Source organism: Kitasatospora sp. NRRL B-11411, assembly GCF_000721345.1.
Taxonomy (GTDB): Bacteria; Actinomycetota; Actinomycetes; order Streptomycetales; family Streptomycetaceae; genus Kitasatospora; species Kitasatospora cineracea.
In genome coordinates this window covers 48775-71131 of the sequence record NZ_JOGH01000020.1, presented here as the reverse complement: position 1 = coordinate 71131, position 22357 = coordinate 48775, and the positions used below count along the sequence as shown (strand labels likewise).

Below are 22357 nucleotides of genomic sequence, written 5' to 3'. Positions count from 1 at the left end.
TGATCCTGACCTGCGGTCGGAACCGGACTCCGCCCCGCGGCCTAGGACCTCCCCCGCCGCACCGGGGCGGGCATCGCCGCAGGCAGTACGGGCATCGGCGCAGGCAGTGCGGGCAGTACAGGTGATGGAGGCATCAGTGCAGCGCCTTGAGTCCGACCACCCCGGACAGGATCAACACCAGGCAGGTGATCCGGGCCGCGCTCACCGCGTCCCCCATCGCCACCATCCCGTACACCGCGGTGCCCACCGCGCCGATGCCGACCCACACCGCGTACCCCGTCCCCAGCGGGATCGACCGCATCGCGTACGCCAGCCCGCCCATCGACAGCGCCAGCGCGACCGCGAACACGACGCTCGGCACCAGCCGCGAGAACCCCTTGGACGCCTCCAGTGCCACCGCCCACACGGTCTCCAGCACTCCGGCCACGATCAGAACCACCCAAGCCATGACGACGGACTCCTCCGCAGTAGTCGAACCACCTACCGCGCCGTCTTGTCGTGCCGGGTACGACGCACCTCGTCCGGGACGCGCCGCGAACGGCCGCCTCACCACCGAAGGTAGCACAGCGGCGAAACACGGAATTCATGAAAGGACATTGACTCCGCCCCGCCGCCGCCCGCTATAGTGAATTCACCGGACCGCAGGAAGCATCCGGTGCAGCCCCACACAGTCCGGCACGGTCCGGCACACGACAGGAGAAGGCGATGAACAGGAAGACGGCGGCCCTCGCAGCGCCCCGCACCTGTGCCTCCTGTCCCGGCTGCGCCCGCTCCTGTCGCCGCGGCCACCGCTGCCGCTGTTGCGCCTGATCCGCAACTCCCCTGTGCCGCAGGCGTCCTGACGTCTGCGCGGGCCCGATCGCGCCGTTCGCGGCACCGTTCCAGCACCGTTCGCACCACCCCCATGACCATGTGCCCGAGTGGCTGAGGGAACCGCCTGCAAAGCGGTTTACACGGGTTCGATTCCCGTCATGGTCTCCATTCCACCCCGGCGGAATTCACCGGGCGCCCGCCATTCCCGGCCGGGCACCCGGTGAATTACGCCGCCATTTTCATTTTCCCTTTTCGATTTGCGCTCCCCCGGTTCCCGCCCCCGCCGTCCGGAAACTCCCGGGCGGCGCCGGCCGTTGTCCCGGGCATGGCCTCCAGCGACGGCACCGTGCCGCGGATCGAACCCTGCGGCAAACGCATCCGCACCTACCTCGGCGGGCTGGCGGTGGCCGACACCACCCGCGCCCTGCTGGTCTGGGAACGCCCCCGCCACCCCGTCCACTACTTCCCGACCGCCGACGTCCGCACCGACCTGCTCACCCCCACCGACCGGGTCTCCAGCCGCCCCCTGCTCGGCACCGCCCGGGTCTTCGACCTCACCGCGAACGGCCGCACCGCCGAGCACGCCGTCCGCCAGTACCCCGACGCCCCCGCCGGGGCGCTCCGCGACCACCTGCGCTTCGACTGGGCGGCGATGGACGCCTGGTACGAGGAGGACGAGCAGGTCTTCACCCACGCCCGCTCCCCGTACACCCGGATCGACATCCTGGCTTCCTCCCGCACCGTCCGGGTCGAACTCGACGGCACCCTGCTGGCGCTCTCCCGCTCCCCGCGCCTGCTCTTCGAGACCGGCCTGCCCGTCCGCTGCTACCTCGCCCCCACCGACCTGGTCCTCCCGCTCTTCGAACCGGGCACCCGCACCACCCACTGCCCCTACAAGGGCGCCGCCGACCACCTCTCCGTCCGCCTCGGCGACACCCTCCACCCGAACATCGCCTGGACGTACCCCACCCCGTTCGCCGAGTCCCAGAAGATCGCCGGCCTGGTCGCCTTCTACGACGACCGGGTCACCCTCCACCTCGACTGACCACCCCGCGCGCACAACGGCGGCGGGCGCCGGCAACGGTCCCCAGGACCACCGCCGACGCCCGCCGCATCCCCGTTCGACTACTCGATGACGCCGGGGTTGGCCTCGCCACCGCGCCAGGTGTCCTCGTCCTCGACCAGGTAGTCGGGACGGTGTCCCTGGTTCTTCTTCTTGCTGCCGCCGCTGCCCGAGCCGCCGTGCATCCCGGCCGCGCCCGCCTGCCCGGCACGCCCCTTCCCGATGCCCGAACCGCCCTCGGTGAACGCCCGTCCACCGGCACCGCCGGCCTTCGCACCACCGACCGTGCCACCGGCCTTGCGCACCAGGCCGCTGCCGCCCTTGCCACCGGCAGCACCACCCCGCGCACCACCGGCGCCACCGCCGTGCATGCCGCCCATCCCGCCGGCTCCCGCAGCCCCGCGGGCACCACCGGCACCCGAGCCACCGGCCCCCGCAGCACCGGCACCGGCACCACGGCCGACACCTCCGGCACCCGAGCCACCGGACACCCGGCTGCCACCGGCCCCGCCGGCACCCGACAGCCCACCGCCGCCGGACACCCGGCCACCACCGCCGAGACCACCGCCACCGGGCAGGTAACCGCCACCGCCGACACCCGGCACGTAACCACCGCCACCGGACCCGCCGACACCACCGCCACCACCACTCGGCAGCGTCCCCACCCCACCGGGCAGCCCACCACCGGACCCCGGCGGCGTCCCCACCACAGGCGGCGGGTCAACCCCCAGGATCCCGGTCGAAGGCGGCAGCGGCGTAGGCGTGAACGTCGGCGGAGTGAACGGCGGCAACGTCCCCCCAGGAGGCAACGTCCCCCCCGGCGGAACCACCGGCTGCACCGGATGCACCGGCTGCGTCGGATGCGGCCCCCCGGGCAGCCCCGTCGTCGGGGGCTGCTGCGGCTCCTGCGGCGGCACCCCGCTCGGGTACTTCGGGTTGGGCAGGCTCGGCGGGGTGTGGCCGGGCGGCAGAACCGTGGTGGGCGGGTCCGGCGGGAACTTCGTTACCGGTCCTTCGATACCGATCTGCTCGTTGCCACCCATGTACGACGCAGCCTGGGTGTACTGCGGGCCCAGGTGCTCCATCACACCGATCGCGTACTGGTGCGCGACCTCGGTGGCGGACAGGTCGTGCGCGTTCTTGTTGACCGCGTCGATCCGGTTCATGCCCGACGCGAGGTCACGCTTGAACCCCTCGTCCGAACTGGCGAAGCCGTCGCTCAAGGTCTTGCCGACCCGGTCCATGAAGCTAGGGACCTTGATCTGCGACATGGTCGACTTGGTCTGCTCGAGCGCGGTCGCCGCGTAGTTCATCGCCACGGACGTGTTCTGCGCGTGCGCGGCGGTGCTGACCATGCCCTGCTGGATCTGCCCGCCCTTGGCGGCGAAGCCCTGCGAGGCCGCGCCGGTCCAGTTCGCGGTGGCGTGCTCGATCGCCGCCTGCAGGTCCGCGGCGGCCTGCGTCAGCTCCTCGTGGACGTTCTGCCAGTGCTGACCGACTTCCTTGATCCGCCCGGGATTCGAGCCGGACACCATGTTCTTGAGCGGGATCAGGGCGTAGCTGTCGAACTGCGTCCTCTCGGCCATCTCTGACTCACCCCGCCTGAATCTGGTTCATGGTTGTCTGACCGTCGTCCTCACGACCCACGTAGCGGTCGTGGACGATCTGGGTCTTGTCGCCGTACTCGTTGATGAGCGCGTCGATGGACGAGATCGTCTGGGTCAGGAACGCCTGCATGTTCCCGTGCGCGCTGTACAGTGCCCGGGCCTCGACGAAGTCACCGCCGAAGGCATCCTGGGTGATGTCGGTCTTGTACTTGGTGTTGGTCCCGCAGGTGCTGATGTTCTGCTGGAGGGCCCGCAGTCGTTTGACGACTGCCTCCAGCTCTGCAGGGTTGACGCTGTATCCGTCGGACACGAGGCCCTCTCCCCCTGGAGTGTCGAAACTTCCCCGTGGTAGCACTCTGACTGACGGGTTGTCTCAGTCAGAGCGTTCGATCGTATCGCGTTTGGACGGCGCGCTAACACACCGTCAACGCGATTGGTTCCCGTCCTGGTACGGGTTGTTATAAGGCGGCTGCTGCGGCGGGTAGCCGTACGGCGGCGGGGGCTGCTGCCCCGGGTGACCCTGCTGACCGTACGGCTGCTGCTGCGGGGGCCACCCCGGTGCGGCCCCGTACGGAGCCGGGGCACCGGCCTGGGCCTGGAAGTTCTGTGCGCGGTTTCGCTTCCTGCTACTGGCCACGGCGATCACTGTCACCACGACGATCAGCACGACCAGGGCACCACCGATACCCAGGATCAAGGGCAAAGGCGATCCCGACGACGATTTTTGAACACCCGGCACCGCCTCGGGGGAACCCAGCCCGCCCGTACCCGCGCCGGCGCCGCCCGAGTCGTTCGACTTCGGCGTCTCGGCGCCCGTGGAAGGAGCAGCAGCACCGGCAGCCAGGGGGCCCTGCGCGGATCCGGCCGGAACGTTCGCGGTCAGGGCCTTGTAGGGCTGGATGGTCCCGTACCCGTAGTGGGAGTCCGGTAGTTGGGAGACACCTGCCGGAGCGGCAGCGGTCTTCACCAGCCGGTTGGCCACCTGCCCTGCCGTGAGGTCGGGGTACTTGGCGTACACCAGGGCCGCCGCGGCAGAGACATAAGCGGTGGCAGCCGAAGTCCCGTCGCCGATGCAGTACGGGTTCCGGCAGGAGCCGACCGTCTCGGGGGCGGCCGTCACAATGCCGACACCGGGTGCCGTCAGCATGAGCTCGGGACCGTAGTTCGACTTCCCCCAGATCTTCTGGTTCTTGTCCACGGCACCGACCGCCAACACACCTGGGGTGTTCGCCGGGGTGCGGACCGCGCCGGCGTCGTTACCGGAACCGGCCACGACCAGCACCTTGTGCTGGAGGGCGTAGGACACCGCCTCGACGAAGTCTTCCGGTCCACTCGTGGTCGTGACCTGGGAGATGTTGATGACCTTGGCACCGTGGTCGACCGCCCACTTGATGCCCTGTGGCATCGTGTTGCCTTCCCCCCGGTAGACCGGCAGGATCTTGACCCCGGGCGCGAGACCGACCACCCCCTCGCCGTCGCCGTGCCCGTGACCGGCGATCAGACTCGCCATGCCCGTCCCGTGCTCATCGGTCGGCTTGGTCTCACGCCCCTGGCCTTCCGGGTCGTACCCGGGCAGGAGCGACCCCGTCAGGTCCAAGTGGCTCGCGTCGACCCCGCTGTCGATCACCGCGACGATCACTCCGTCGCCCTTGCTGACCGACCACACCTTGTCCAGCCCGAAGTACGAGTTGGCCCACTGCCCGTCCCGCACCTGGTCCGCCGACGCCACCGGCGCCCCCGAGAACAGCACGCCCGCGGTCAGAGCGGTCGCGCCGAGCACACCTGTCAGTCTGGCCAGCCTCATCAAACACCCCGTCAGTAGACAGCCCGTTCGTTCTCGCAGCGCCCCCGGAACACAGGACGGTCCGATCGTATCGTCCGCCACCCGCCCTGGCACTGGCCTCCCGTGGCAGGGCCACTACATTTCCTCGGCTACCGACCGCCGCCCTGGTGAGGCCCCTGATAGGGCGCCTGCTGCTGCGGATACCCCGGCGGCGGCCCGTACGGTTGCTGCGCGTACTGCTGCGGCGGCGCGGGCGGCCAGCCCGGCGGGGCGGTGTGGGGCGGCGGGACGGGGCCCGGTTGGTAGGGCAGCGGTTGGGCCCGCCTGCGCTTCCGGCTGCTCGCCACTGCCGCCACGACGATCACCACGATCAGGAGTGCCACCGCGCCGCCGCCGATGCCCGCGATCAGTGGCAACGACAGGCCGGACGACGGCTGTTGGACGCCCTGCACGGCCGAAGGGGAGCGGTGGTCGGCCGGGGCCTGGCCGGTGCTGTCCGTGGTTGCGGTGTCGGCGGCGGCTGCGAGCGGGCCTTGTGCGGAGCCCGCCGGGATGTTCGCGGTCAGTGCCTCGTAGGGACGGATGACACCGTATCCGTAGCGACTGTCCGGCAGTTGGGAGACACCTGCGGGAGCCGCGGCGGTCTTCACCAGGCGATTGGCAGCCTGCCCCGGCGTGAGGTCAGGGTATTTGGCGAACACCAGGGCCGCCGCGGCCGAGACGTACGCGGTGGAGTCCGAAGTTCCATCAGCCATGCAGTACTGCGAGGTGCAGGAGCCTGGCCCGCCGGTACCAGCCATCACCACGTCGACGCCGGGCGCTGTCAGCATGAGTTGGGGGCCGGAGTTCGACTGGGGCCAGACCTTCCGGTTCTTGTCGACCGCGCCGACGGCCAGCACCCCGGGCACACTGGCCGGAGGGAGGACCGGACCTCCGTCGTTGCCCGCACCCGCCACGATCAGCACCTTGTGCTGAAGGGCGTAGGCCACCGCCTCGGTGAAGGAGTCCCGCTCTGCCGCGTCCGTGACTTCGGAGATGTTGATGACCTTGGCACCGTGGTCCACTGCCCACTTGATGCCCTTCGGCATGGAGCCGCCGTCTCCGTGGAAGATCGGCAGGATCTTGGCACCGGGCGCGAGGCCGACCACGCCCTCGCCGTTGCCGTGCCCGTGACCGGCGATCAGACTCGCCATGCCCGTCCCGTGCTCGCTGGTCGGCTTGATCTCCCGGCCCTGGCCCCCCGGGTCATAGCCCGGCAGTAACGACCCGGTCAGATCCGGGTGACTGGCCTTGACCCCGGTGTCGATCACCGCGACGGTCACCCCGTCGCCCTTGCTGACCGACCACACCTTGTCCAGCCCGAAGTACGAGTTCGCCCACTGCCCGTCCCGCACCTGGTCCGCCGACGCCGCCGGCGCGGTCGGCAGGGTGCCGAGCAGGATGCCTGCGGTCAGGGCGGCCGTGCCCAGTGTTCGCGTGATTCGGCTGTGCGTCATGCGTGTCCCCACCCCCCGGTCGGTGTCCCGGCCCGGGTTGTGGGGGCTGGGACGGGGGGATCGTATCGTTCACGCACTGCTGGTGGGGAAAGGGCTGGTGGGGGTGGGTCGGGGGCTGTGCTATGAATGGCGCGTCGTTCGTCCAGGGGGGTCTCTTGACGCATCCGCCGCAGTCCGGTGGACCGGTGCCGGGGCAGCAGTCGTTTCCGGGGCAGTCGGGGCCGGTGTACCCGCCTCCGCCGTACCAGCAGTACCAGGATCAGCAGTACCGGCCGCCGTACCCGTACCCGTACCCGTACCCGCCGCAGCCGCCGCGGCGGGGTGCGCGGGTGCTGGCGTGGCTGGGGATCGGGGTGGTGCTGCTGGTGGTGGCGGCCGCGGTGGGTGGGACGGCGTACCTGCAGGTGCACCGGAAGCGGCCGACGACGCCCGCGTACGTGGTGGAGCAGGAGAACTGGCGCAAGGTCGCGGACGGGTTGACGCGGGCGCTGGCGGCGAAGGACGAGGAGGCGTTCGTCCGGCCGTTCGCGGCGGGGGCGGTGAAGGACCGGCAGCGGCTGGTGTTCCGGAACCTGCTCAAGGTGCCGTGGGAGACGGCGCGTTGGGAGGTGTCCACGTCGCCGTTGAACGGGCAGTTGCGGGTGGACTTCGTGCACCAGGTGAAGGACGTGGACAACCTGCCGATCGCCGAGGAGTACGGGTGGCAGGTGCTGCCGGTGGGGTCGGGCACGGAGGTGATAACCGGGGTCGGGGCGGTGAAGGACCACCAGGGCAAGAGCCTGGACACGGGGTACTACCCGGCGCCGTGGGACGTGTACGACGACCTGTCGGTGCGGGTGCGCGACCACCTGGTGGCGATGGCGGACAAGGGCCAGGAGGGCGAACTGGACCGGGACGTGGACGTGCTGGCCCGGGCCGCGGGGGACGACCTGTCGGCCTGGCGGCAGTTCGCGCCGGCGCCGGTCGGCGAACGGCGGGGCGCGCAGGGGTTCTTCGTGGTGCTGGAGAAGAACCGGGAGGTCTACAACAAGCTGTACCAGGGCGACGGGAAGCAGGACGACAGCCTGGAGGCCGGCGTCAACATGCCGGTGGTGGCGGCCGACGCGCCGGGCCGCAGCGGTGCGGACGGGATGACGGTCGGCAGCAGCCGGATCGTGATGGACACCACCGACAGCCGGTTCACCGGCTCGCACTGGCAGGAGGGCGTGACGGACATCGGCCGGCACGAGATGGCGCACGCGATCGTCGCCACGCTGCTGTCGGAGCGTCCGACGGCCGCCGGCAAGGGGCAGCCGCACGACTGGGTGGCGGAGGGTTTCGCCGAGTTCATGGCGCTGCGCGGCAAGGACTCGCTGGCCCGCGAGGAGTTGGCCGACGACCTGCGCGAGGTGGAGTTCGACGGCCGGCTGCCGGGCGAGGAGGGCGAGTTCTACGCGGACACCGCCGAGGCCCGGTCCGCGAACTACGCGCTGAGCGGCGACGCGGTGCGGTACCTGGCGGCGACGTACGGGGAGGCCAAGGTGTTCGCCTTCGTCGCCGCGCACTACGCCAAGCCAAGCGGGTACGCGGAGGAGCTGGCCGCGGCGACCGGCCAGAGCGGCGACGCGTTCCAGACGGCCTGGGCGGAGCACGTCCGCGCCGCGACGTCGGCGACCAAGAGCAAGACCAAGTCCAAGACCGACCAGAAGCGCTGAAGCCCCGCCCGAACGGGCGGGGCCACCGAACCGAGCAGGCCCGCGTCAGGCCGGCACCGTGGCGTCCTCCGGCAGGATCGGCAGCCGTCCGACCGGCAGCCCGGTCGCGGCGCGGACCGCGGCGGCGACCGCGGCGGGCGCGACCACGGCGGGCACCGCGCTGACGGCCTTGGCGCCGAACGGGGCGACCACGTCGCGCTCCTCCAGCAGGGCGGCGATCCGGACGTCGGGGGTGTCGAGCGCGGTGGGGAGCCGGTAGCCGGTGAGCGAGGCGTTGACGGGGACGCCGCCCTCGGTGCGCAGGTTCTCCAGCAGGGCGAGTCCGACGCCCTGGGCGACGGCGCCCTCGATCCGGTCCTCGATCTGCCGGGGGTTGAGGGCCCGGCCGACCTCTTGGGCGACGGTGACGTCGACGACCCGGACGGCGCCGAGTTCGATGTCGACGTCCACGACGGCGCGCATCGCGCAGAACGCGATGGAGACGAAGGCGTCGCCCTGCCCGGTCTCGGGGTCGAGCGGCTCGGTGGGGTGCGGCCGGCACTGGGCGGTGGCCCAGAGCTCGCGGCCCTCCAGGGCCTCGCTGACCGGCATGCCGAGCACGCCGTCATACGAGGTGATCTTCCCGTCGGTGATGGTGAGCAGTTCGACGGACATGCCGAAGTCGGCGGCGATCGGCTGCAGCATCTGGTGGCGGACCATCAGCGCGGCCCGCTCGACGGCGCCGCCGGAGACCCAGGTGTGCCGGCTGCGGGCGGCGGGCCCGGCCGCGGACTGGTCGGAGTCGACGGGCGCGATGTACACCTCGCTGACGCCGAGCACGGACTGGACGATCTGCCGGGCCAGGGTGGCGAAGCCCTGGCCGGAGTCGACGGCCGCGCAGATCACGGTGGCGTGGTCGCCGGAGACCCGGACGGTCGCGGTGGCGACCTCGTCCTCGCCCTCGGCGCCGAGCATGTGCACCATGCCCACGGCGTAGCCGATGCCGCGCCGCACCGCGGCGGGGTCGCCCGCGCCGCCGGGGCCGCCGGGCAGCAGCCAGTCGGCCTCCGGGTCGTCGAGCGGGAGGGCGGGCAGCGGGGAGGCGTCGAGCGCGTCGAGCAGGGCCTCGACGGGGGCGGGGCAGGTGACGGCCTGTCCGGTGGGCAGCGGGTCGCCGGTGGTCATGGCGTTGCGGCGGCGGATCTCCACCGGGTCGACGCCGAGCTGCCGGGCGAGCTGGTCGAGCTGCGACTCGTAGGCGAAGCAGGTCTGCAGGGCGCCCTCGCCGCGCATCCGGCCGGCCGGCGGGTTGTTGGTGCGCACCGCCCAGGCGTCGACGAAGACGTTGGGGCAGGTGTAGGGGCCGACCGAGAAGGCGACGGCGGCGGCCAGCGCCTCGGCGGAGACGTCGGCGTAGGCGCCGCCGTCGAGCAGGATCTGCGCCTCGACCTTGACCAGCCTGCCCTCGGCGTCGGCGTGGTGGCGGTAGCGCAGCAGGGCGGGGTGCCGGGTGTTGTGGGCCTGGAAGGACTCGGCGCGGGTGAGGGCCATCTTGACCGGCCGTCCGGTGCGCAGCGCGAGCAGCGCGAGGGTGACTTGGAAGGAGAGGTCCTCGCGGTCGCCGGTGGCGCCGGGGACGCCGGTGACGACCAGGCGGACCCGGTCGGGGTCGAGGCCGAGGCGGGCGGCGGTGCGGTCGCGGTCGCCGTGCGGGTCGGTGGAGGACAGGTGCAGTTCGACGCCGCCGTCGGGGCGGGGCACGGCGAGGCCGGCCTCGGCGCCGATCGGGGCCGGGTCCTGCCGGCCGACCTGGTAGAGGCCCTCGACGACGATCTCGCCGACCGCGTCGGGGTCGCCGGTGCGCAGCGGCAGGTGCCGGAACAGGTTGCCGTCGGGGTGCAGCGGGGCGGCGTGGAAGGCGGCCTCGGGGTCGGTGACGGGTTCCAGCACCTCGTACTCGACCAGGATCGCGGCGGCGGCCAGCCGGGCGGTGTCGGGGTGGTCGGCGGCGACGGCGGCGACGGCCTCGCCGTGGTGGCGCACGACGCCGGCGGCGAGCACGGGGCGGTCGGCGGCGAGCGGTCCGTCGGGGGCGCCGTCCGGGGTGCCGTCCGGTCCGCCGGGGAGGTCGGCGGCGGTGACCACGGCGTGCACGCCGGGGACGGCGAGCGCGGGGGCGGTGTCGACCGAGACGATCCGGGCGTGCGGGTGCGGGGAGCGCAGCACGGCGCCCCAGAGCAGCCCCTCGGCCCACAGGTCGGCGGCGTAGGGGTAGATGCCGAGGGCCTTGGGCAGGGCGTCGGTGCGCAGCGGGGAGGTGCCGAGGCCGGTGGTGCCGGTCTCGTGGTCCGCGGGGGCGGCCGCCGGGAGCTCGGTGGCGGAGGTCATGCGTTCTCGTCCTCGGGGAGGCGGATGCCGTGGGCGGGGGTGGCGTCGTGGCCGGGGTACGGGGTGCCGTAGCCGTCGGTGCCGTAGCCGTCGGTGGCGTAGACGGTGCCGTCGTAGGGGCCCGCGTCGTGGTACGTGGTGGTGCCGAACGGGTCGGTGCCGCCCGCGGCAAAGGCGTCGCCCGCGGGGAAGGCGTCGGGAGCGGCGAAGGCATCGGGAGCGGGGAAGCCGCCGGGGGCCGCGAAGCCGCCGGGGGCCGCGTAGGCGTCGGGGGCCGCGTAGGCGTCGGTGCCGGTCCAGGAGCCCGGGACGGCGGTGCCGTGCGGCAGGGTGGGCGGGTAGGCGTAGCCGCCGGCCCGCAGGGTGTCGTCGTCCTGCGCGACGGGGGGCTGCGGCGGGGCCGGCTGGTCGGCCTCGTGCCAGATCTCGGAGTCGGCGTACAGCGGGAGTTCGCCGCCCGGGTCGGGGTGCGGCGGTTCGGCGGCGGCCGGGGGGGCGTGCTCGGCGGCCGGGCCTGCGGCGGCGGCCTGTTCGGCGGCTTCGAGCTCGGCTTCCAGGGCGGCTTCGCGGGCGTCGGCGACGGCCTGGACGGCGGCGAGCGCGCCGCGGTAGCCGGTGCAGCGGCACAGGTTGCCGCAGAGCGCCTGGCGGGCCTCGACCTCGCCGGGGCGGTGGTTGCGCTGCAGCAGGTCGTGGACGGCCATGGCGAGGCCGGGGGTGCAGTAGCCGCACTGGACGGCGCCGGAGTCGGCGAGCGCCTGCTGGACGTCGCTGGCGCCGCCCGCGCCGGACAGGCCCTCGACGGTGTTGATCTCGCTGTCGGCGGCGAGCGCGGCGGGCACCAGGCAGCCGTTGACCAGCTGGCCGTCGACCTGGATCGAGCAGGCCCCGCACTCGCCCTGTTCGCAGCCGTCCTTGGCGCCGGCCAGGCCGAGCCGCTCGCGCAGCACGTACAGCAGGCTCTCGCCGATCCAGGCGTCGGTGACGGGCCGTTCGACGCCGTTGACGCGCAGCGCGTACGAGGCGGTGGGGCGCACGTCGCCGGTGAGCGCCCCGGGGTGGTTCAGCAGTTCGTCCGTCACTTGAGCGCCCTTCCCAGTGCCCGGCGGGCCAGCACCGCCACGGTACGCCGCAGGCGGGTCGCTGCCGAGCCCGCCCCCTCTCCGTGCGGCCCGCCCTCGGGGACGCACGCTCCGGCCACGTACTCGCCGAACGCGGCGAGCGCGGCGGGGTCGATCAGGACCGCGCCCTCGGCGCCGCGGGCGTCCCAGTCGATGCAGCCGGCCACCCAGCTCTCGGCCTCCAGCGGCCGCAGCGGGACGGGGGCGACGGCGCCGACGGCGCAGCGCACGCCGCGCCGGGCGGGGTCGAGGACCAGGGCGACGGAGGCGGCGGCGCGGGCCGGGCCGCTGCGGCCGGTGGACTTGAGGAACACCTGGGGGGCGTGCAGCAGCGGGACCCGCACCCAGGTGAGCAGTTCGCCGGGGCGCAGCGGGTCGAGTCCGGTGAGCAGGTGGCTGATCGGCACGTCGCGGACGCTGCCGGCCCGGGCGAGGGTGGCGGTGGCTTCGAGGGCGGCGAGCACCGGGAGGGTGTCGCCGGCCGGGTCGCCGGTGGCGACGTTGCCGCCGAGGGTGCCGACGTTGCGCACCTGCGGGGGTCCGGCGGTGCGGGCGGCGTCGGCGAGGGCGGGGATGAGGGCGGCGAAGTCGGGGCGGTCCATCCGGGCGTGGGTGAGTCCGGCGCCGAGGACGGCGGTGCCGCCGTCCTCGTAGCGCCAGCCGCGCAGTTCGGTGATCCGGCCGAGTCCGATCAGGGCGGCGGGCCGCAGCCGCCCGGCGTTGACGGCCTCCATCAGGTCGGTGGCGCCCGCCACCGGCACCGCCCCGGGGGTCGCGGCCAGCGCTTCGACCGCCTCGTCCACCGAGGCCGGCAACATGATCGTCCGGTTCACCAGGTTCCCACCGTGCTCCATTTGCAGTGCGGACTGCCGCCCGTAGGGTACGGGCGATCGGTGCGGGTTGGGCAACTCTGGCACACAAAGACCGCTGATCATTTCCCGGGTGGCGGACAGGTCCGAACAACTCGGGACAACTCCGGACGCGGCCGCGATCAGGTCGTGTCCCGGGTGATCGGTTGTTCACCTGGTCATGACGACCGGGCCTCGCCCGGAGTTCCCTACTCCTGACTCTCCGTCACCGGGCCCGCGGGCTCACGGGGCGGTGTTCTCGCCGGACGGTCCGGGCGGCCCGGCCAGCGGGCGGCCGACGATGCCGGGCTTGCGCTGCCAGGGGAGCGGGCCCTCGGGGCGTCGGTACTCGATGCCGAGCGCGTCCAGCCGCGGGTAGTGGCCGGCCATCCGGCGCTCGAAGCCCGCCCAGTCGCGCGCGGCCGGGTCGCGCGGCAGGTCGGACCAGGCGACCTCGGCGAACGCGGCCAGCCGCGGGAACGCCTTGTAGTCGACGTCCCGGCCGGTGTCCATGAACTCGGTCCAGATGTTCGCCTGGGTCCCGATGACGTGCGCGGCGGCGTCCCCGTCGAGCTGCGGCGGGACGGGCTCGAAGCGGTAGACGTCCTCCAGCGTGCGCACCCAGCCGACCGGGACCGGCTCGTCCTCGCCGTCGGCCTGCCGGTGGTCGAGGTACACGTGCTGCTCGGGGCACATCACCACGTCGTGCCCGGCGTTCGCGGCGGCGATCCCGCCGTCGTAACCGCGCCACGAGGAGACGGCGGCACGCGACCGCGGCCTCGCCTCCGGCTGCTCCTGACCCGGCGCCGGCGTTCCTCGCTCCGGCGCTCCCTCGTTCCTCGGTCGCTTGTCGCTCGTCCCTTCCGGCCCCGGCGCAGCCTTCGGCTCGGCCGCAATGACCAGCCCGCCCTCCAGGATCTCGTCCCAGCCGATCAGCCGGCGGCCGCGCTCGGCCAGCCAGCGGTCGAAGTGCCGGATGATGTGGCTCTGCAGCTCGAACTCGTCCTCGAGGCCGAGTTCGGCGATCCGGGCCTGCGCGGCCGGGGACCGCTTCCACTGGTCCTTGGGGCACTCGTCGCCGCCGAGGTGCACGAAGGTGGAGGGGAAGATCTCCAGCACCTCCTCCAGCACGTGCTCGTAGAACCGCAGGGTGGCCTCGGAGGGGTTCAGGATGTTCTCGCTGACGCCCCAGTCGGTCCAGGTGCCGAGCGCGGCGGTGTCGACCACGTCGGTGTTGCCGAGCTCGGGGTACGCGGCGACGGCGGCCTGGTTGTGGCCGGGCAGGTCGACCTCGGGGACGACGGTGATGTGCCGGGCGGCCGCGTACGCGACGATCTCGCGCAGGTCGTCCTGGGTGTAGTAGCCGCCGTGCGGCTGGTCGTCGTGCCGCTTGCCGGCCCGGTAGCCGACCATCGAGCGCTCGCGCCAGCCGCCGACCTCGGTGAGCTTCGGGTAGCGCTTGACCTCGATCCGCCAGCCCTGGTCGTCGGTCAGGTGGAAGTGCAGGACGTTGAGCTTGTGCGCGGCGAGCTGGTCGATGAAGCGCAGCACGCCGGCCTTGGGCATGAAGTGCCGGGAGACGTCCAGCATGGCGCCGCGCCAGCCGAACCGGGGCGCGTCGCGGACCTCCACCGCGGGCACCGTCCAGCTCGCGCCGGGCAGCGGGGCGCTGCGGTACGCGGCGGGGCCGAGCAGCTGGCGCAGGGTCTGCGCGGCGTGCGCCAGGCCCGCGGCGCTGCCGCCGGTGAGCCGGACGGCGTCGGCCGCGGCGCTCAGCCGGTACTCCTCGGCGCCGAGTTCCGGGTCGAGCGCCAGCACCAGGTCGCCGTCCTGCCCGGCGGCGGCCGGGTCCAGGTCGAAGCCGGTGGCGGCGGACAGCTCGGCGCGCAGCCGGCGGGCGGCGGCCCCGGTGCCGGGGGCGGCGGCGATCCGGGAGCCGGCGTGCAGGACGAAGGGCGGGGCGTCGGTGCGGGCCTGGACGTGCGACGGGGCAGGGATGAGGTCCATGGGCCTCATCCTGCCCCGGACCACCCCGATTGGCATAGACCAGTCGGGAGGTATCTGCGCAGGTCGTCCGCGGTCAGTCCTTCTTGTCGTCCCCGCCGGGGTTGTTCAGCCCGTCGAAGATCTCCTTGCACATCGGACAGACCGGGTACTTCTTCGGGTCGCGCCCGGGCACCCAGACCTTGCCGCACAGCGCCACCACGGGAGACCCGGAGAGCGCGCTCTCCATGATCTTGTCCTTCTGGACGTAGTGGGCGAAGCGCTCGTGGTCGCCGTCCCCGTGCGAAGTCTGCGGGACGGGCTCGACCAGGGTGCCGGTGCCGAGACCGCGCTCGGGCTCAAGAGTGCTCATGGGTGCCAAGTCTATGGGGGCCGCCCGGAACCGGGCCACCACGTGCGCGGGCTCCGGGCTCAGTTCAGCAGCGGGTCGTCGGGGTAGGTGGCGAGCATCGCCAGCGGCCCGCGCTGGCGGCGCAGCACCTCCCGCCAGAGCCGGTCCGGCTCGGCGCAGGAGACGTCGCCCGCCTCGCAGTCGACCGGGTGCCAGGCACCCTCGGCGATCTCCTCCTCCAGCTGCCCGGGCGACCAGCCCGAGTAGCCGGCGAACACCCGCATCCCGCCGAGCACCCCGGCCAGCACCTCGGGCGGCGCCTCCAGGTCGACCAGGCCGATCGCGCCGTGCACCCGGCGCCAGCCGAGCGGGTCGGCGCCGTGCTGCTCCTCGCCGGGGACGACGGCCACCGCCAGCGCGGAGTCCAGGGCCACCGGGCCGCCCTGGAAGAGCACCGCCGGGTCGCCCGCCAGCGGCGCCCAGCCGTCCAGCACGGCGGCCACGTCCACCGGGGTGGGCCGGTTGAGCACCACCCCGAGCGCCCCCTGGGCGTCGTGGTCGAGCAGCAGGACCACCGACCTGGCGAAGTTCGGGTCGGTCAGCACGGGCGTCGCCACGAGCAGTCGCCCGGTGAGCGAGGGGGCCGCTTCCATGTCTGACATCATGCCCCCGACCGGCCGTCCCCGGACACCCGGCGACCCGCTCCGCGGGGCCGCCGGACCGGCCCTCGACGGGCCACCCGTCCGGCCCAGTGGCGGTGCCGTGGAGTCCCCCCTACAGCATGATCACCATTAGGGCACACCGGAACCAATCGCCCACCCCCTACCATCTAGTGGTGGTGAAGGGCCCTTCCCCCAACTCCGCAGCCGAAAACCTCCTGCGCACCCGGATTGCGAGAACGATGACCGACGACGTCCTGCTGGTCCACGGCGGAAACCCGCTCGAAGGCGAGATCCAGATCCGCGGCGCCAAGAACCTGGTCCCCAAGGCCATGGTCGCCGCGCTGCTCGGCCAGGGCCCCAGCAGACTGCGCAACGTCCCGGACATCCGGGACGTCAAGGTCGTCCGCGGCCTGCTGCAGCTGCACGGGGTCACCGTCCGCACCGGCGACGAGGACGGCGAGCTGATCCTCGACCCGTCGCACGTGGAGTCCGCCAACGTCGCGGACATCGACGCGCACGCCGGCTCCTCGCGGATCCCGATCCTGTTCTGCGGTCCGCTGCTGCACCGGCTCGGGCACGCGTTCATCCCGGGCCTCGGCGGCTGCGACATCGGCGGCCGGCCGGTCGACTTCCACTTCGAGGTGCTGCGCCAGTTCGGCGCGACCATCGAGAAGCACCCGCAGGGCACCTACCTGGTGGCCGCCCAGCGACTGCGCGGCACCAAGATCGAGCTGCCCTACCCGTCGGTCGGCGCGACCGAGCAGGTGCTGCTGACCGCGGTGCTCGCCGAGGGCGTCACCGAGCTGCGCAACGCCGCGATCGAGCCGGAGATCGTCGACCTGATCTGCGTGCTGCAGAAGATGGGCGCGATCATCTCGCTGGGCACCGACCGCACCATCCTGGTGACCGGTGTGGACGAGCTGGACGGCTACACCCACCGGGCGCTGCCGGACCGCCTGGAGGCGGCCTCCTGGGCGTGCGCGGCGCTGGCCACCAAGGGCGACATCTACGTCCGGGGCGCCGAGCAGATCCCGATGATGACCTTCCTGAACACCTTCCGGAAGGTCGGCGGCGCCTACGAGATCGACGACGCGGGCATCCGGTTCTGGCACCCGGGCGGCGAGCTCAAGGCGATCGCCCTGGAGACCGACGTGCACCCGGGCTTCCAGACCGACTGGCAGCAGCCGCTGGTGGTGGCGCTGACCCAGGCCACCGGCCTGTCGATCGTGCACGAGACGGTGTACGAGTCGCGGCTGGGCTTCACCGGGGCGCTGAACCAGATGGGCGCGCACATCCAGCTGTACAGCGAGTGCCTGGGCGGCACCCCGTGCCGGTTCGGGGCGCGCAACTTCAAGCACTCCGCGGTGGTCTCCGGCCCGTCCAAGCTGATGGGCGGCGAGCTGGTCATCCCCGACCTGCGCGGCGGCTTCTCGTACCTGATCGCGGCGCTGGCCGCCGAGGGCACCTCCACGGTGCACGGCATCGACCTGATCAACCGCGGCTACGAGAACTTCATGGACAAGCTGCGCGACCTGGGCGCGCACATCGAGCTGCCCTCGGGCTCCGAGGTGTCCGAGGTCCTGCTGACCGCCTGAGCGCGGCGCGCGGGAAAGCCGGTGGCCCGGACCCCCGAGGGGGTCCGGGCCACCGGTGCGTTCAGCTGCGGGGGGTCACTTGCCCTTCGCGGCTTCCTTCAGCTTCGAGCCGGCGCTCACCTTGACGCTGTAGCCCTCGGCGATCTGGATCGGCTCGCCGGTCTGCGGGTTGCGGGCGGTGCGGGCGGCGCGCAGGGTGCGCTCGAAGGTCAGGAAACCGGGGATGGTGACCTTCTCGTCGCCCTTGGCGACGACCTCGCCGGTGATCTCGGCGAAGGCGGCCAGCACGGCGTCGGCGTCCTTGCGGGTCACCTCGGCGCGCTCGGCCAGCGCGGCCACCAGCTCACTGCGGTTCATGTGTACTCCTGTGGTCTGTTGCTCTGCCGTGCACGGAGGCATGGCCGGTCCGCGCGACGGTGTTCGTTCAGGCGAGGGGTGGTCAGGGGCCGGGCTCGCACCGCGAAGCGCCGCAAACTGCCCGCCTGGGTACGAATCCTGCCCCGACCGGCACTGAGAAAGCCAATCGGGAACCGGCGTGGTTGACCCGAACAGCGCCCACCCGACGGAGGTGTGACGCTCCGTCGGCTCCGGCACGGCCGGAACGGGCGGCGGCCGGGACGACACGCCGTGACGCAACTGGGGACGTACCGTACTTGTCGGACACGCCTCCCCGTCGCAGGGCTACCGTACGCCCTGGCACCGACAAGCCCAAACACGCCCCTTGCCCTTGTGTCGCAAGGGCTCGGGCGCCCCCGCCGGACGCGGGGACGCCGGACGGGGCGGAGCTCAGAGCTGAACGGCCGGGAAAGCACCGGTGTCGAGCGTCCCGACGATGCCCGGGGTGGGGGTCTCGGGGGCCGGCTCGGCGTCGCCGCGGGCGGCCACCGCGGCGTCCCGGACGGCGGCCGCGACGGTCTTGGCCACGCCCGGGTGGAAGACGCTGGGGATGATGTAGTTCGGGTTCAGCTCGTCGTCGGTGACGGTGGTGGCCAGCGCCCGGGCGGCGGCCAGCATCATCTCGGTGTCCACGCTGGCGCTCTGCGCGTCCAGCAGGCCGCGGAAGACGCCCGGGAAGACCAGCACGTTGTTGATCTGGTTGGGGAAGTCGCTGCGGCCGGTGGCGACCACCGCGGCGGTCTGCCGGGCCACCGCCGGGTCGACCTCCGGGTCGGGGTTGGCCAGCGCGAAGACGATCGCGTCCTTGGCCATGGTGGCCAGGTCGTCGCCGTCCAGCACGTTCGGGGCGGAGACGCCGATGAACACGTCGGCGTCGGCCACCGCCTCCTTGAGGGTGCCGGTGCGGCCGGAGCGGTTGGTGTTCTCGGCGATCCAGCGCAGGCTGTCGTTCAGGTCCTCGCGGCCCTGGTGGACCACGCCGCGGACGTCCGCCACGGTGGCGTGCGCGACGCCCGCGGCCATCAGCAGCTTGAGGATCGCGGTGCCCGCGGCGCCGGCGCCGCTCATCACGACCCGGATCTCGCCGATCTCCTTGCCGACCACCTTGAGCGCGTTGGTCAGCGCGGCCAGCACCACGATCGCGGTGCCGTGCTGGTCGTCGTGGAAGACCGGGATGTCCAGCGCCTCGCGCAGCCGGGCCTCGATCTCGAAGCAGCGCGGCGCCGAGATGTCCTCCAGGTTGATGCCCGCGAAGCCCGGCGCGATCGCCTTGACGATCGCCACGATCTCGTCGGCGTCCTGGGTGTCCAGGCACAGCGGCCAGGCGTCGATGCCCGCGAACCGCTTGAACAGCGCCGCCTTGCCCTCCATCACCGGCAGCGCGGCCTTCGGGCCGATGTTGCCCAGGCCCAGCACCGCGGAGCCGTCGGTGACCACCGCGACGCTGTTGCGCTTGATGGTCAGCCGGCGGGCGTCCTCCGGGTTCTCGGCGATCGCCATGCAGACCCGGGCCACGCCGGGGGTGTAGATCATGCTCAGGTCGTCGCGGTTGCGGATCGGCAGCTTCGAGGACATCTCGATCTTGCCGCCGAGGTGCATCAGGAAGGTGCGGTCGGAGACCTTGCCGATGCTCACGCCGTCGATGGTGCGGAGCTTCTCGACGATCTCCTGGCCGTGCGCCACCGAGGACGCCGCCACGGTGACGTCGATGCGCAGCGCCTCCAGGCCGGAGGCCGTGACGTCGAGACCGGTGACCGAACCGCCGGAGGACTCCACCGCGGTGGTGATCGAGCTCACCGCGTTGCCGGTGGCCGGGACCTCCAACCGGACCGTGATCGAGTTCGAGACACTGGGCACCGTCGCCATCGACGTCCTTCTTCCTGAATCAACAAACTGTTGAAGTTCCATGCCGCTCGGCATGCTAGACCTCGATGGTCGCACCGACCAAGGGCTTGCCAGAAATAACGTGCATTGAGTGTGCGGACCCCACAAAGCGCCCGGTCCGGAGCAGCACCTCCTTGCCCGTCGGCGCGGATGCGTTACATTGGAACGGCACCGGCTCGATCCAAGCCCCCGGGCCCAACCTTCGTCCCTTCGAGGGACCACTTGCCGCGAGGCGAGCATGGCGGGTCGGTGTTCAACGTGGCGAAGGCCCCCCACCTCCGGGTGGGGGGCCTTCGTGCTGCTCCGGCTACTTCAGCAGCGCCGGGACGCCCGCGGCGTCCGGCAGGTCGTCCGGGCCGGAGAGCACCGTCAGCCGCTGGGTGGCCCGGGTCAGCGCCACGTACAGCACCCGCAGGCCCGCCTCCGACTCGCCCGCGATGCCGGTCGGGTCGGCCACCACCGTGGCGTCGTACTCCAGGCCCTTGGCCTCCAGGCTGCCCAGCGCCACCACCCGCTCGCCCAGGCCCGCGGTCCAGGTGGCCGCCTCGGCCCGGCGGTCCATCGGGACCACCACCGCCACCGTGCCGTCCACCTCGCCCAGCAGCCGCTCCAGCTCGGCCCGGGCCGCCGCGCCGAACGCCGCCGCGTCCGGCTCGCGGACCGCCGCGAACCGCGGGTGCGCGCCGGTGGCCCGCACCGCGCTCGGCGACGGGGTGCCCGGGGCGGCCAGCTCCAGCACCTTCGCCGCCACCTCGGCGATCTCCGCCGGGTTGCGGTAGTTCACGGTCAGCGTGTGCCGGCGGCGCGGCTTGCCCGCCAGCACCTCGTCCATCGCCGCCTGCGCCTCCTGCGGGAACGGCCAGGAGGACTGCGCCGGGTCGCCGACGATCGTCCAGGTCGCCATCCGGGAGCGGCGGCCGATCATCCGCCACTGCATCGGCGTGAGGTCCTGCGCCTCGTCGACGATCACGTGCGCGTACTCGCGCCGCTCCTCCGGAACGCGCTCGCGCTCGCGCTGGCGGTACATCCGCTCGCCGTACGTGGTGACCTCGTCCAGGCCGGTCAGCATGTCGACCGCGTCCACCTCGCGCACCTTCGGGCGGGCCGGCTCGCCGAGCAGCACCTGCAGCTCGTCCACCAGCGCCACGTCGTGCGCGGACAGGTCGCCCGCGCCGCGCTCGTCCAGGTGCCGCCAGGACGCGGCGAGCAGCCGGGACTCCTCCGGGGTGACCGCGCGGCGGGCGATCCGGTTGGTGTGCCGGTGCTGCTTGAGGGTGGCCAGCACCCGGCGCGGGGTGACGGCGGGCCACCAGGCGTCCAGGAAGGCCAGGAACGGGGCCTCGTCGGACACGTACTCGTCGAAGGACTCGCGCTCCTCCTGGCGCTGCTCGCGCTCCGCGTGGCTGGTGGGCTTCGGCAGGTCGCGGACCGCCTCCGACCAGAGCGCGTCCAGCAGCAGGCGGCGGGCCCGCGGGCGCAGCAGGTTCAACGGCGTGCCGCCGCCGCCCACCACGTTGCCGCGCACCGCCTTCAGCCGGCCCGCGTCCAGCCGCAGCGCCCGGCCGCGGGCGAACACCTTCAGCTCGGTCGGCGCGCCCAGCTCCAGGGCCGCCCGGGCGGCCCGGCGCAGCAGCTGCACCATCCGCGCCGAGCCCTTGATCCGGGACACCTCCGGGCTGTCGTAGCGGGACGCCTCGATCCCGTCCACCAGGCTGCCGACCGCGCGGATCGCCACCTGGCCCTCCTCGCCCAGCGAGGGCAGCACGCCCTCGGTGTACGAGACCAGCAGCGCGGTCGGGCTGACCACCAGGATGCCGCCCGCGTACCGGCGGCGGTCCTGGTAGAGCAGGAACGCGGCCCGGTGCAGGGCCACCGCGGTCTTGCCGGTGCCGGGGCCGCCGGTGACCAGGGTGGCGCCCGCGGCGGCGGCCCGGATCACCTCGTCCTGCTCCTTCTGGATGGAGGAGACGATGTCGCGCATCGAGTGGCCGCGGGCCCGGCCCAGCGTCGCCATCAGCGCGCCGTCGCCGACCACGGCCAGCTCCTCGCCGTCCAGGGTCGGCGCCAGGTCGGGGCGGAGCAGGTCGTCCTCGACGCCGATCACCTTCCGGCCCTTCGACCGGATCACCCGGCGCCGGATCACCCGGCCCGGCTCCAGCGGCGTCGCCCGGTAGAACGGCGCGGCGGCCGGGGCCCGCCAGTCGATCACCAGCGGGCCGAACTCGGCGTCCAGCACGCCCAGCCGGCCGATGTGCAGGCTCTCGGCGACGGCCGGGTCGGCCGGGTCCAGCGGAGTCTGGGACGGGATCCCGTGCTCCTCCGGCGCGTCGGCCTGCTGGAGGTCGATCCGGCCGAACAGGAAGTCCTCGAACTCGTTGTTCAACCGCTGCAGGTGGGCACCGGCCCGGTACACCTGGGCGTCCCGCTCGGCGAGCGCGCCGGGGGTGCCGACCTGCACCCGTTTGGCGGCGTCCTCCAGGATGTACTCCGCCTCGGCCAGCTTCTCCTCCAACCGCCGGTAGACGGTGTCGAGATGCCGTTGCTCCCCCGCGATCTCGCGGTCGCGGACGGTGTCGGATCGGTGCTCGGCGGAGCCGTGCGCGCCCAAGGAGCCCCCCAAAGGTGCGGAGAAAAAGGCGGACGGAAGATCTTACAGGGAACCGGCCTCCTCTCCGGTAGACGGGGGCCCCGCC

At 72.9% G+C, this 22357-nt stretch carries 17 protein-coding genes, 1 tRNA gene and 1 riboswitch; of the genes, 4 read left to right on the top strand and 14 right to left on the bottom strand.

The window, feature by feature from the left end; all coding sequences use genetic code 11:
* Window positions 1-133: 133 nt before the first annotated feature.
* Complete coding sequence (locus IH44_RS0112800; RefSeq protein ID WP_030459625.1) at window positions 134-448, bottom strand: multidrug efflux SMR transporter; 315 nt, start codon at window positions 446-448, stop codon at window positions 134-136.
* Window positions 449-482: 34 nt separating this feature from the next.
* A riboswitch (guanidine-III (ykkC-III) riboswitch) is annotated at window positions 483-550 on the bottom strand.
* A gap of 356 nt (window positions 551-906) precedes the next feature.
* On the opposite strand from IH44_RS0112800, the gene IH44_RS0112795 reads away from it, so the two are divergent.
* Window positions 907-981 (top strand) — tRNA-Cys (locus IH44_RS0112795).
* 157 nt (window positions 982-1138) lie between these two features.
* Window positions 1139-1858, top strand: a complete 720-nt coding sequence (locus IH44_RS0112790; protein ID WP_030459624.1) for a DUF427 domain-containing protein — start codon at window positions 1139-1141, stop codon at window positions 1856-1858.
* 80 nt (window positions 1859-1938) lie between these two features.
* On the opposite strand, the gene IH44_RS49090 is transcribed toward IH44_RS0112790, so the two are convergent.
* The 4 genes from IH44_RS49090 to IH44_RS0112770 all read right to left on the bottom strand — a co-directional run bounded on the left by IH44_RS49090 (window position 1939) and on the right by IH44_RS0112770 (window position 6762).
* Window positions 1939-3462 carry a WXG100 family type VII secretion target gene (locus tag IH44_RS49090; protein WP_030459623.1) on the bottom strand — a complete coding sequence of 508 codons (1524 nt, stop codon included), beginning with the start codon at window positions 3460-3462 and terminating at the stop codon, window positions 1939-1941.
* A gap of 7 nt (window positions 3463-3469) precedes the next feature.
* The gene (locus IH44_RS0112780; protein WP_030459622.1) at window positions 3470-3793 is read right to left on the bottom strand and encodes a hypothetical protein; all 324 of its coding nucleotides are present in this window, start codon (window positions 3791-3793) and stop codon (window positions 3470-3472) included.
* Window positions 3794-3907: 114 nt separating this feature from the next.
* The gene (locus IH44_RS0112775) at window positions 3908-5263 is read right to left on the bottom strand and encodes a S8 family serine peptidase (protein WP_051816828.1); all 1356 of its coding nucleotides are present in this window, start codon (window positions 5261-5263) and stop codon (window positions 3908-3910) included.
* Window positions 5264-5415: 152 nt separating this feature from the next.
* Complete coding sequence (locus IH44_RS0112770) at window positions 5416-6762, bottom strand: S8 family serine peptidase (protein WP_030459620.1); 1347 nt, start codon at window positions 6760-6762, stop codon at window positions 5416-5418.
* Between the two features lie 224 nt (window positions 6763-6986).
* On the opposite strand from IH44_RS0112770, the gene IH44_RS0112765 reads away from it, so the two are divergent.
* Window positions 6987-8456, top strand: coding sequence for a hypothetical protein (locus IH44_RS0112765; protein WP_030459619.1), 1470 nt, complete (start codon window positions 6987-6989; stop codon window positions 8454-8456).
* 45 nt (window positions 8457-8501) lie between these two features.
* On the opposite strand, the gene IH44_RS0112760 is transcribed toward IH44_RS0112765, so the two are convergent.
* The 6 genes from IH44_RS0112760 to IH44_RS0112735 form a co-directional block, all read right to left on the bottom strand.
* Complete coding sequence (locus IH44_RS0112760) at window positions 8502-10823, bottom strand: xanthine dehydrogenase family protein molybdopterin-binding subunit (protein ID WP_030459618.1); 2322 nt, start codon at window positions 10821-10823, stop codon at window positions 8502-8504.
* Complete coding sequence (locus IH44_RS44190) at window positions 10820-11905, bottom strand: (2Fe-2S)-binding protein (protein ID WP_369794941.1); 1086 nt, start codon at window positions 11903-11905, stop codon at window positions 10820-10822. Before IH44_RS44190 ends, IH44_RS0112760 begins: the two co-directional genes overlap by 4 nt.
* The gene (locus IH44_RS0112750) at window positions 11902-12798 is read right to left on the bottom strand and encodes a xanthine dehydrogenase family protein subunit M (RefSeq protein ID WP_030459616.1); all 897 of its coding nucleotides are present in this window, start codon (window positions 12796-12798) and stop codon (window positions 11902-11904) included. The genes IH44_RS44190 and IH44_RS0112750 overlap by 4 nt, the downstream gene beginning before the upstream one ends.
* Window positions 12799-13035: 237 nt before the next feature.
* Window positions 13036-14799: a beta-N-acetylhexosaminidase gene (locus IH44_RS40975; RefSeq protein ID WP_035954887.1), complete on the bottom strand. Its 1764-nt coding sequence runs from the start codon at window positions 14797-14799 to the stop codon at window positions 13036-13038.
* A 73-nt stretch (window positions 14800-14872) separates the two neighbouring features.
* The gene (locus tag IH44_RS0112740; RefSeq protein WP_030459614.1) at window positions 14873-15148 is read right to left on the bottom strand and encodes a DUF3039 domain-containing protein; all 276 of its coding nucleotides are present in this window, start codon (window positions 15146-15148) and stop codon (window positions 14873-14875) included.
* A 59-nt stretch (window positions 15149-15207) separates the two neighbouring features.
* The gene (locus tag IH44_RS0112735) at window positions 15208-15789 is read right to left on the bottom strand and encodes a YqgE/AlgH family protein (protein WP_030459613.1); all 582 of its coding nucleotides are present in this window, start codon (window positions 15787-15789) and stop codon (window positions 15208-15210) included.
* A 239-nt stretch (window positions 15790-16028) separates the two neighbouring features.
* On the opposite strand from IH44_RS0112735, the gene murA reads away from it, so the two are divergent.
* On the top strand, window positions 16029-17384 hold the full coding sequence (gene murA / locus IH44_RS0112730; RefSeq protein WP_030459612.1) for a UDP-N-acetylglucosamine 1-carboxyvinyltransferase: 1356 nt from the start codon (window positions 16029-16031) through the stop codon (window positions 17382-17384).
* A 75-nt stretch (window positions 17385-17459) separates the two neighbouring features.
* On the opposite strand, the gene IH44_RS0112725 is transcribed toward murA, so the two are convergent.
* The 3 genes from IH44_RS0112725 to IH44_RS0112715 form a co-directional block, all read right to left on the bottom strand.
* Window positions 17460-17741 carry an HU family DNA-binding protein gene (locus IH44_RS0112725; protein ID WP_030459611.1) on the bottom strand — a complete coding sequence of 94 codons (282 nt, stop codon included), beginning with the start codon at window positions 17739-17741 and terminating at the stop codon, window positions 17460-17462.
* A gap of 429 nt (window positions 17742-18170) precedes the next feature.
* Complete coding sequence (locus IH44_RS0112720) at window positions 18171-19646, bottom strand: NAD-dependent malic enzyme (protein WP_030459610.1); 1476 nt, start codon at window positions 19644-19646, stop codon at window positions 18171-18173.
* A gap of 325 nt (window positions 19647-19971) precedes the next feature.
* Window positions 19972-22272, bottom strand: a complete 2301-nt coding sequence (locus tag IH44_RS0112715; protein ID WP_030459609.1) for a UvrD-helicase domain-containing protein — start codon at window positions 22270-22272, stop codon at window positions 19972-19974.
* Window positions 22273-22357 lie beyond the last annotated feature (85 nt).

Excerpts from the sequence above, each read along its gene's own strand:
- IH44_RS0112800 (WP_030459625.1), bottom strand. The coding sequence starts at position 448 with ATGGCTTGGGTGGTTCTGATCGTGGCCGGAGTGCTGGAGACCGTGTGG.
- IH44_RS0112790 (WP_030459624.1), top strand. The coding sequence starts at position 1,139 with ATGGCCTCCAGCGACGGCACCGTGCCGCGGATCGAACCCTGCGGCAAA.
- IH44_RS49090 (WP_030459623.1), bottom strand. The coding sequence starts at position 3,462 with ATGGCCGAGAGGACGCAGTTCGACAGCTACGCCCTGATCCCGCTCAAG.
- IH44_RS0112770 (WP_030459620.1), bottom strand. The coding sequence starts at position 6,762 with ATGACGCACAGCCGAATCACGCGAACACTGGGCACGGCCGCCCTGACC.
- IH44_RS0112760 (WP_030459618.1), bottom strand. The coding sequence starts at position 10,823 with ATGACCTCCGCCACCGAGCTCCCGGCGGCCGCCCCCGCGGACCACGAG.
- IH44_RS0112750 (WP_030459616.1), bottom strand. The coding sequence starts at position 12,798 with ATGGAGCACGGTGGGAACCTGGTGAACCGGACGATCATGTTGCCGGCC.
- IH44_RS40975 (WP_035954887.1), bottom strand. The coding sequence starts at position 14,799 with ATGGACCTCATCCCTGCCCCGTCGCACGTCCAGGCCCGCACCGACGCC.
- IH44_RS0112740 (WP_030459614.1), bottom strand. The coding sequence starts at position 15,148 with ATGAGCACTCTTGAGCCCGAGCGCGGTCTCGGCACCGGCACCCTGGTC.
- IH44_RS0112735 (WP_030459613.1), bottom strand. The coding sequence starts at position 15,789 with ATGTCAGACATGGAAGCGGCCCCCTCGCTCACCGGGCGACTGCTCGTG.
- murA (WP_030459612.1), top strand. The coding sequence starts at position 16,029 with ATGACCGACGACGTCCTGCTGGTCCACGGCGGAAACCCGCTCGAAGGC.
- IH44_RS0112725 (WP_030459611.1), bottom strand. The coding sequence starts at position 17,741 with ATGAACCGCAGTGAGCTGGTGGCCGCGCTGGCCGAGCGCGCCGAGGTG.
- IH44_RS0112720 (WP_030459610.1), bottom strand. The coding sequence starts at position 19,646 with ATGGCGACGGTGCCCAGTGTCTCGAACTCGATCACGGTCCGGTTGGAG.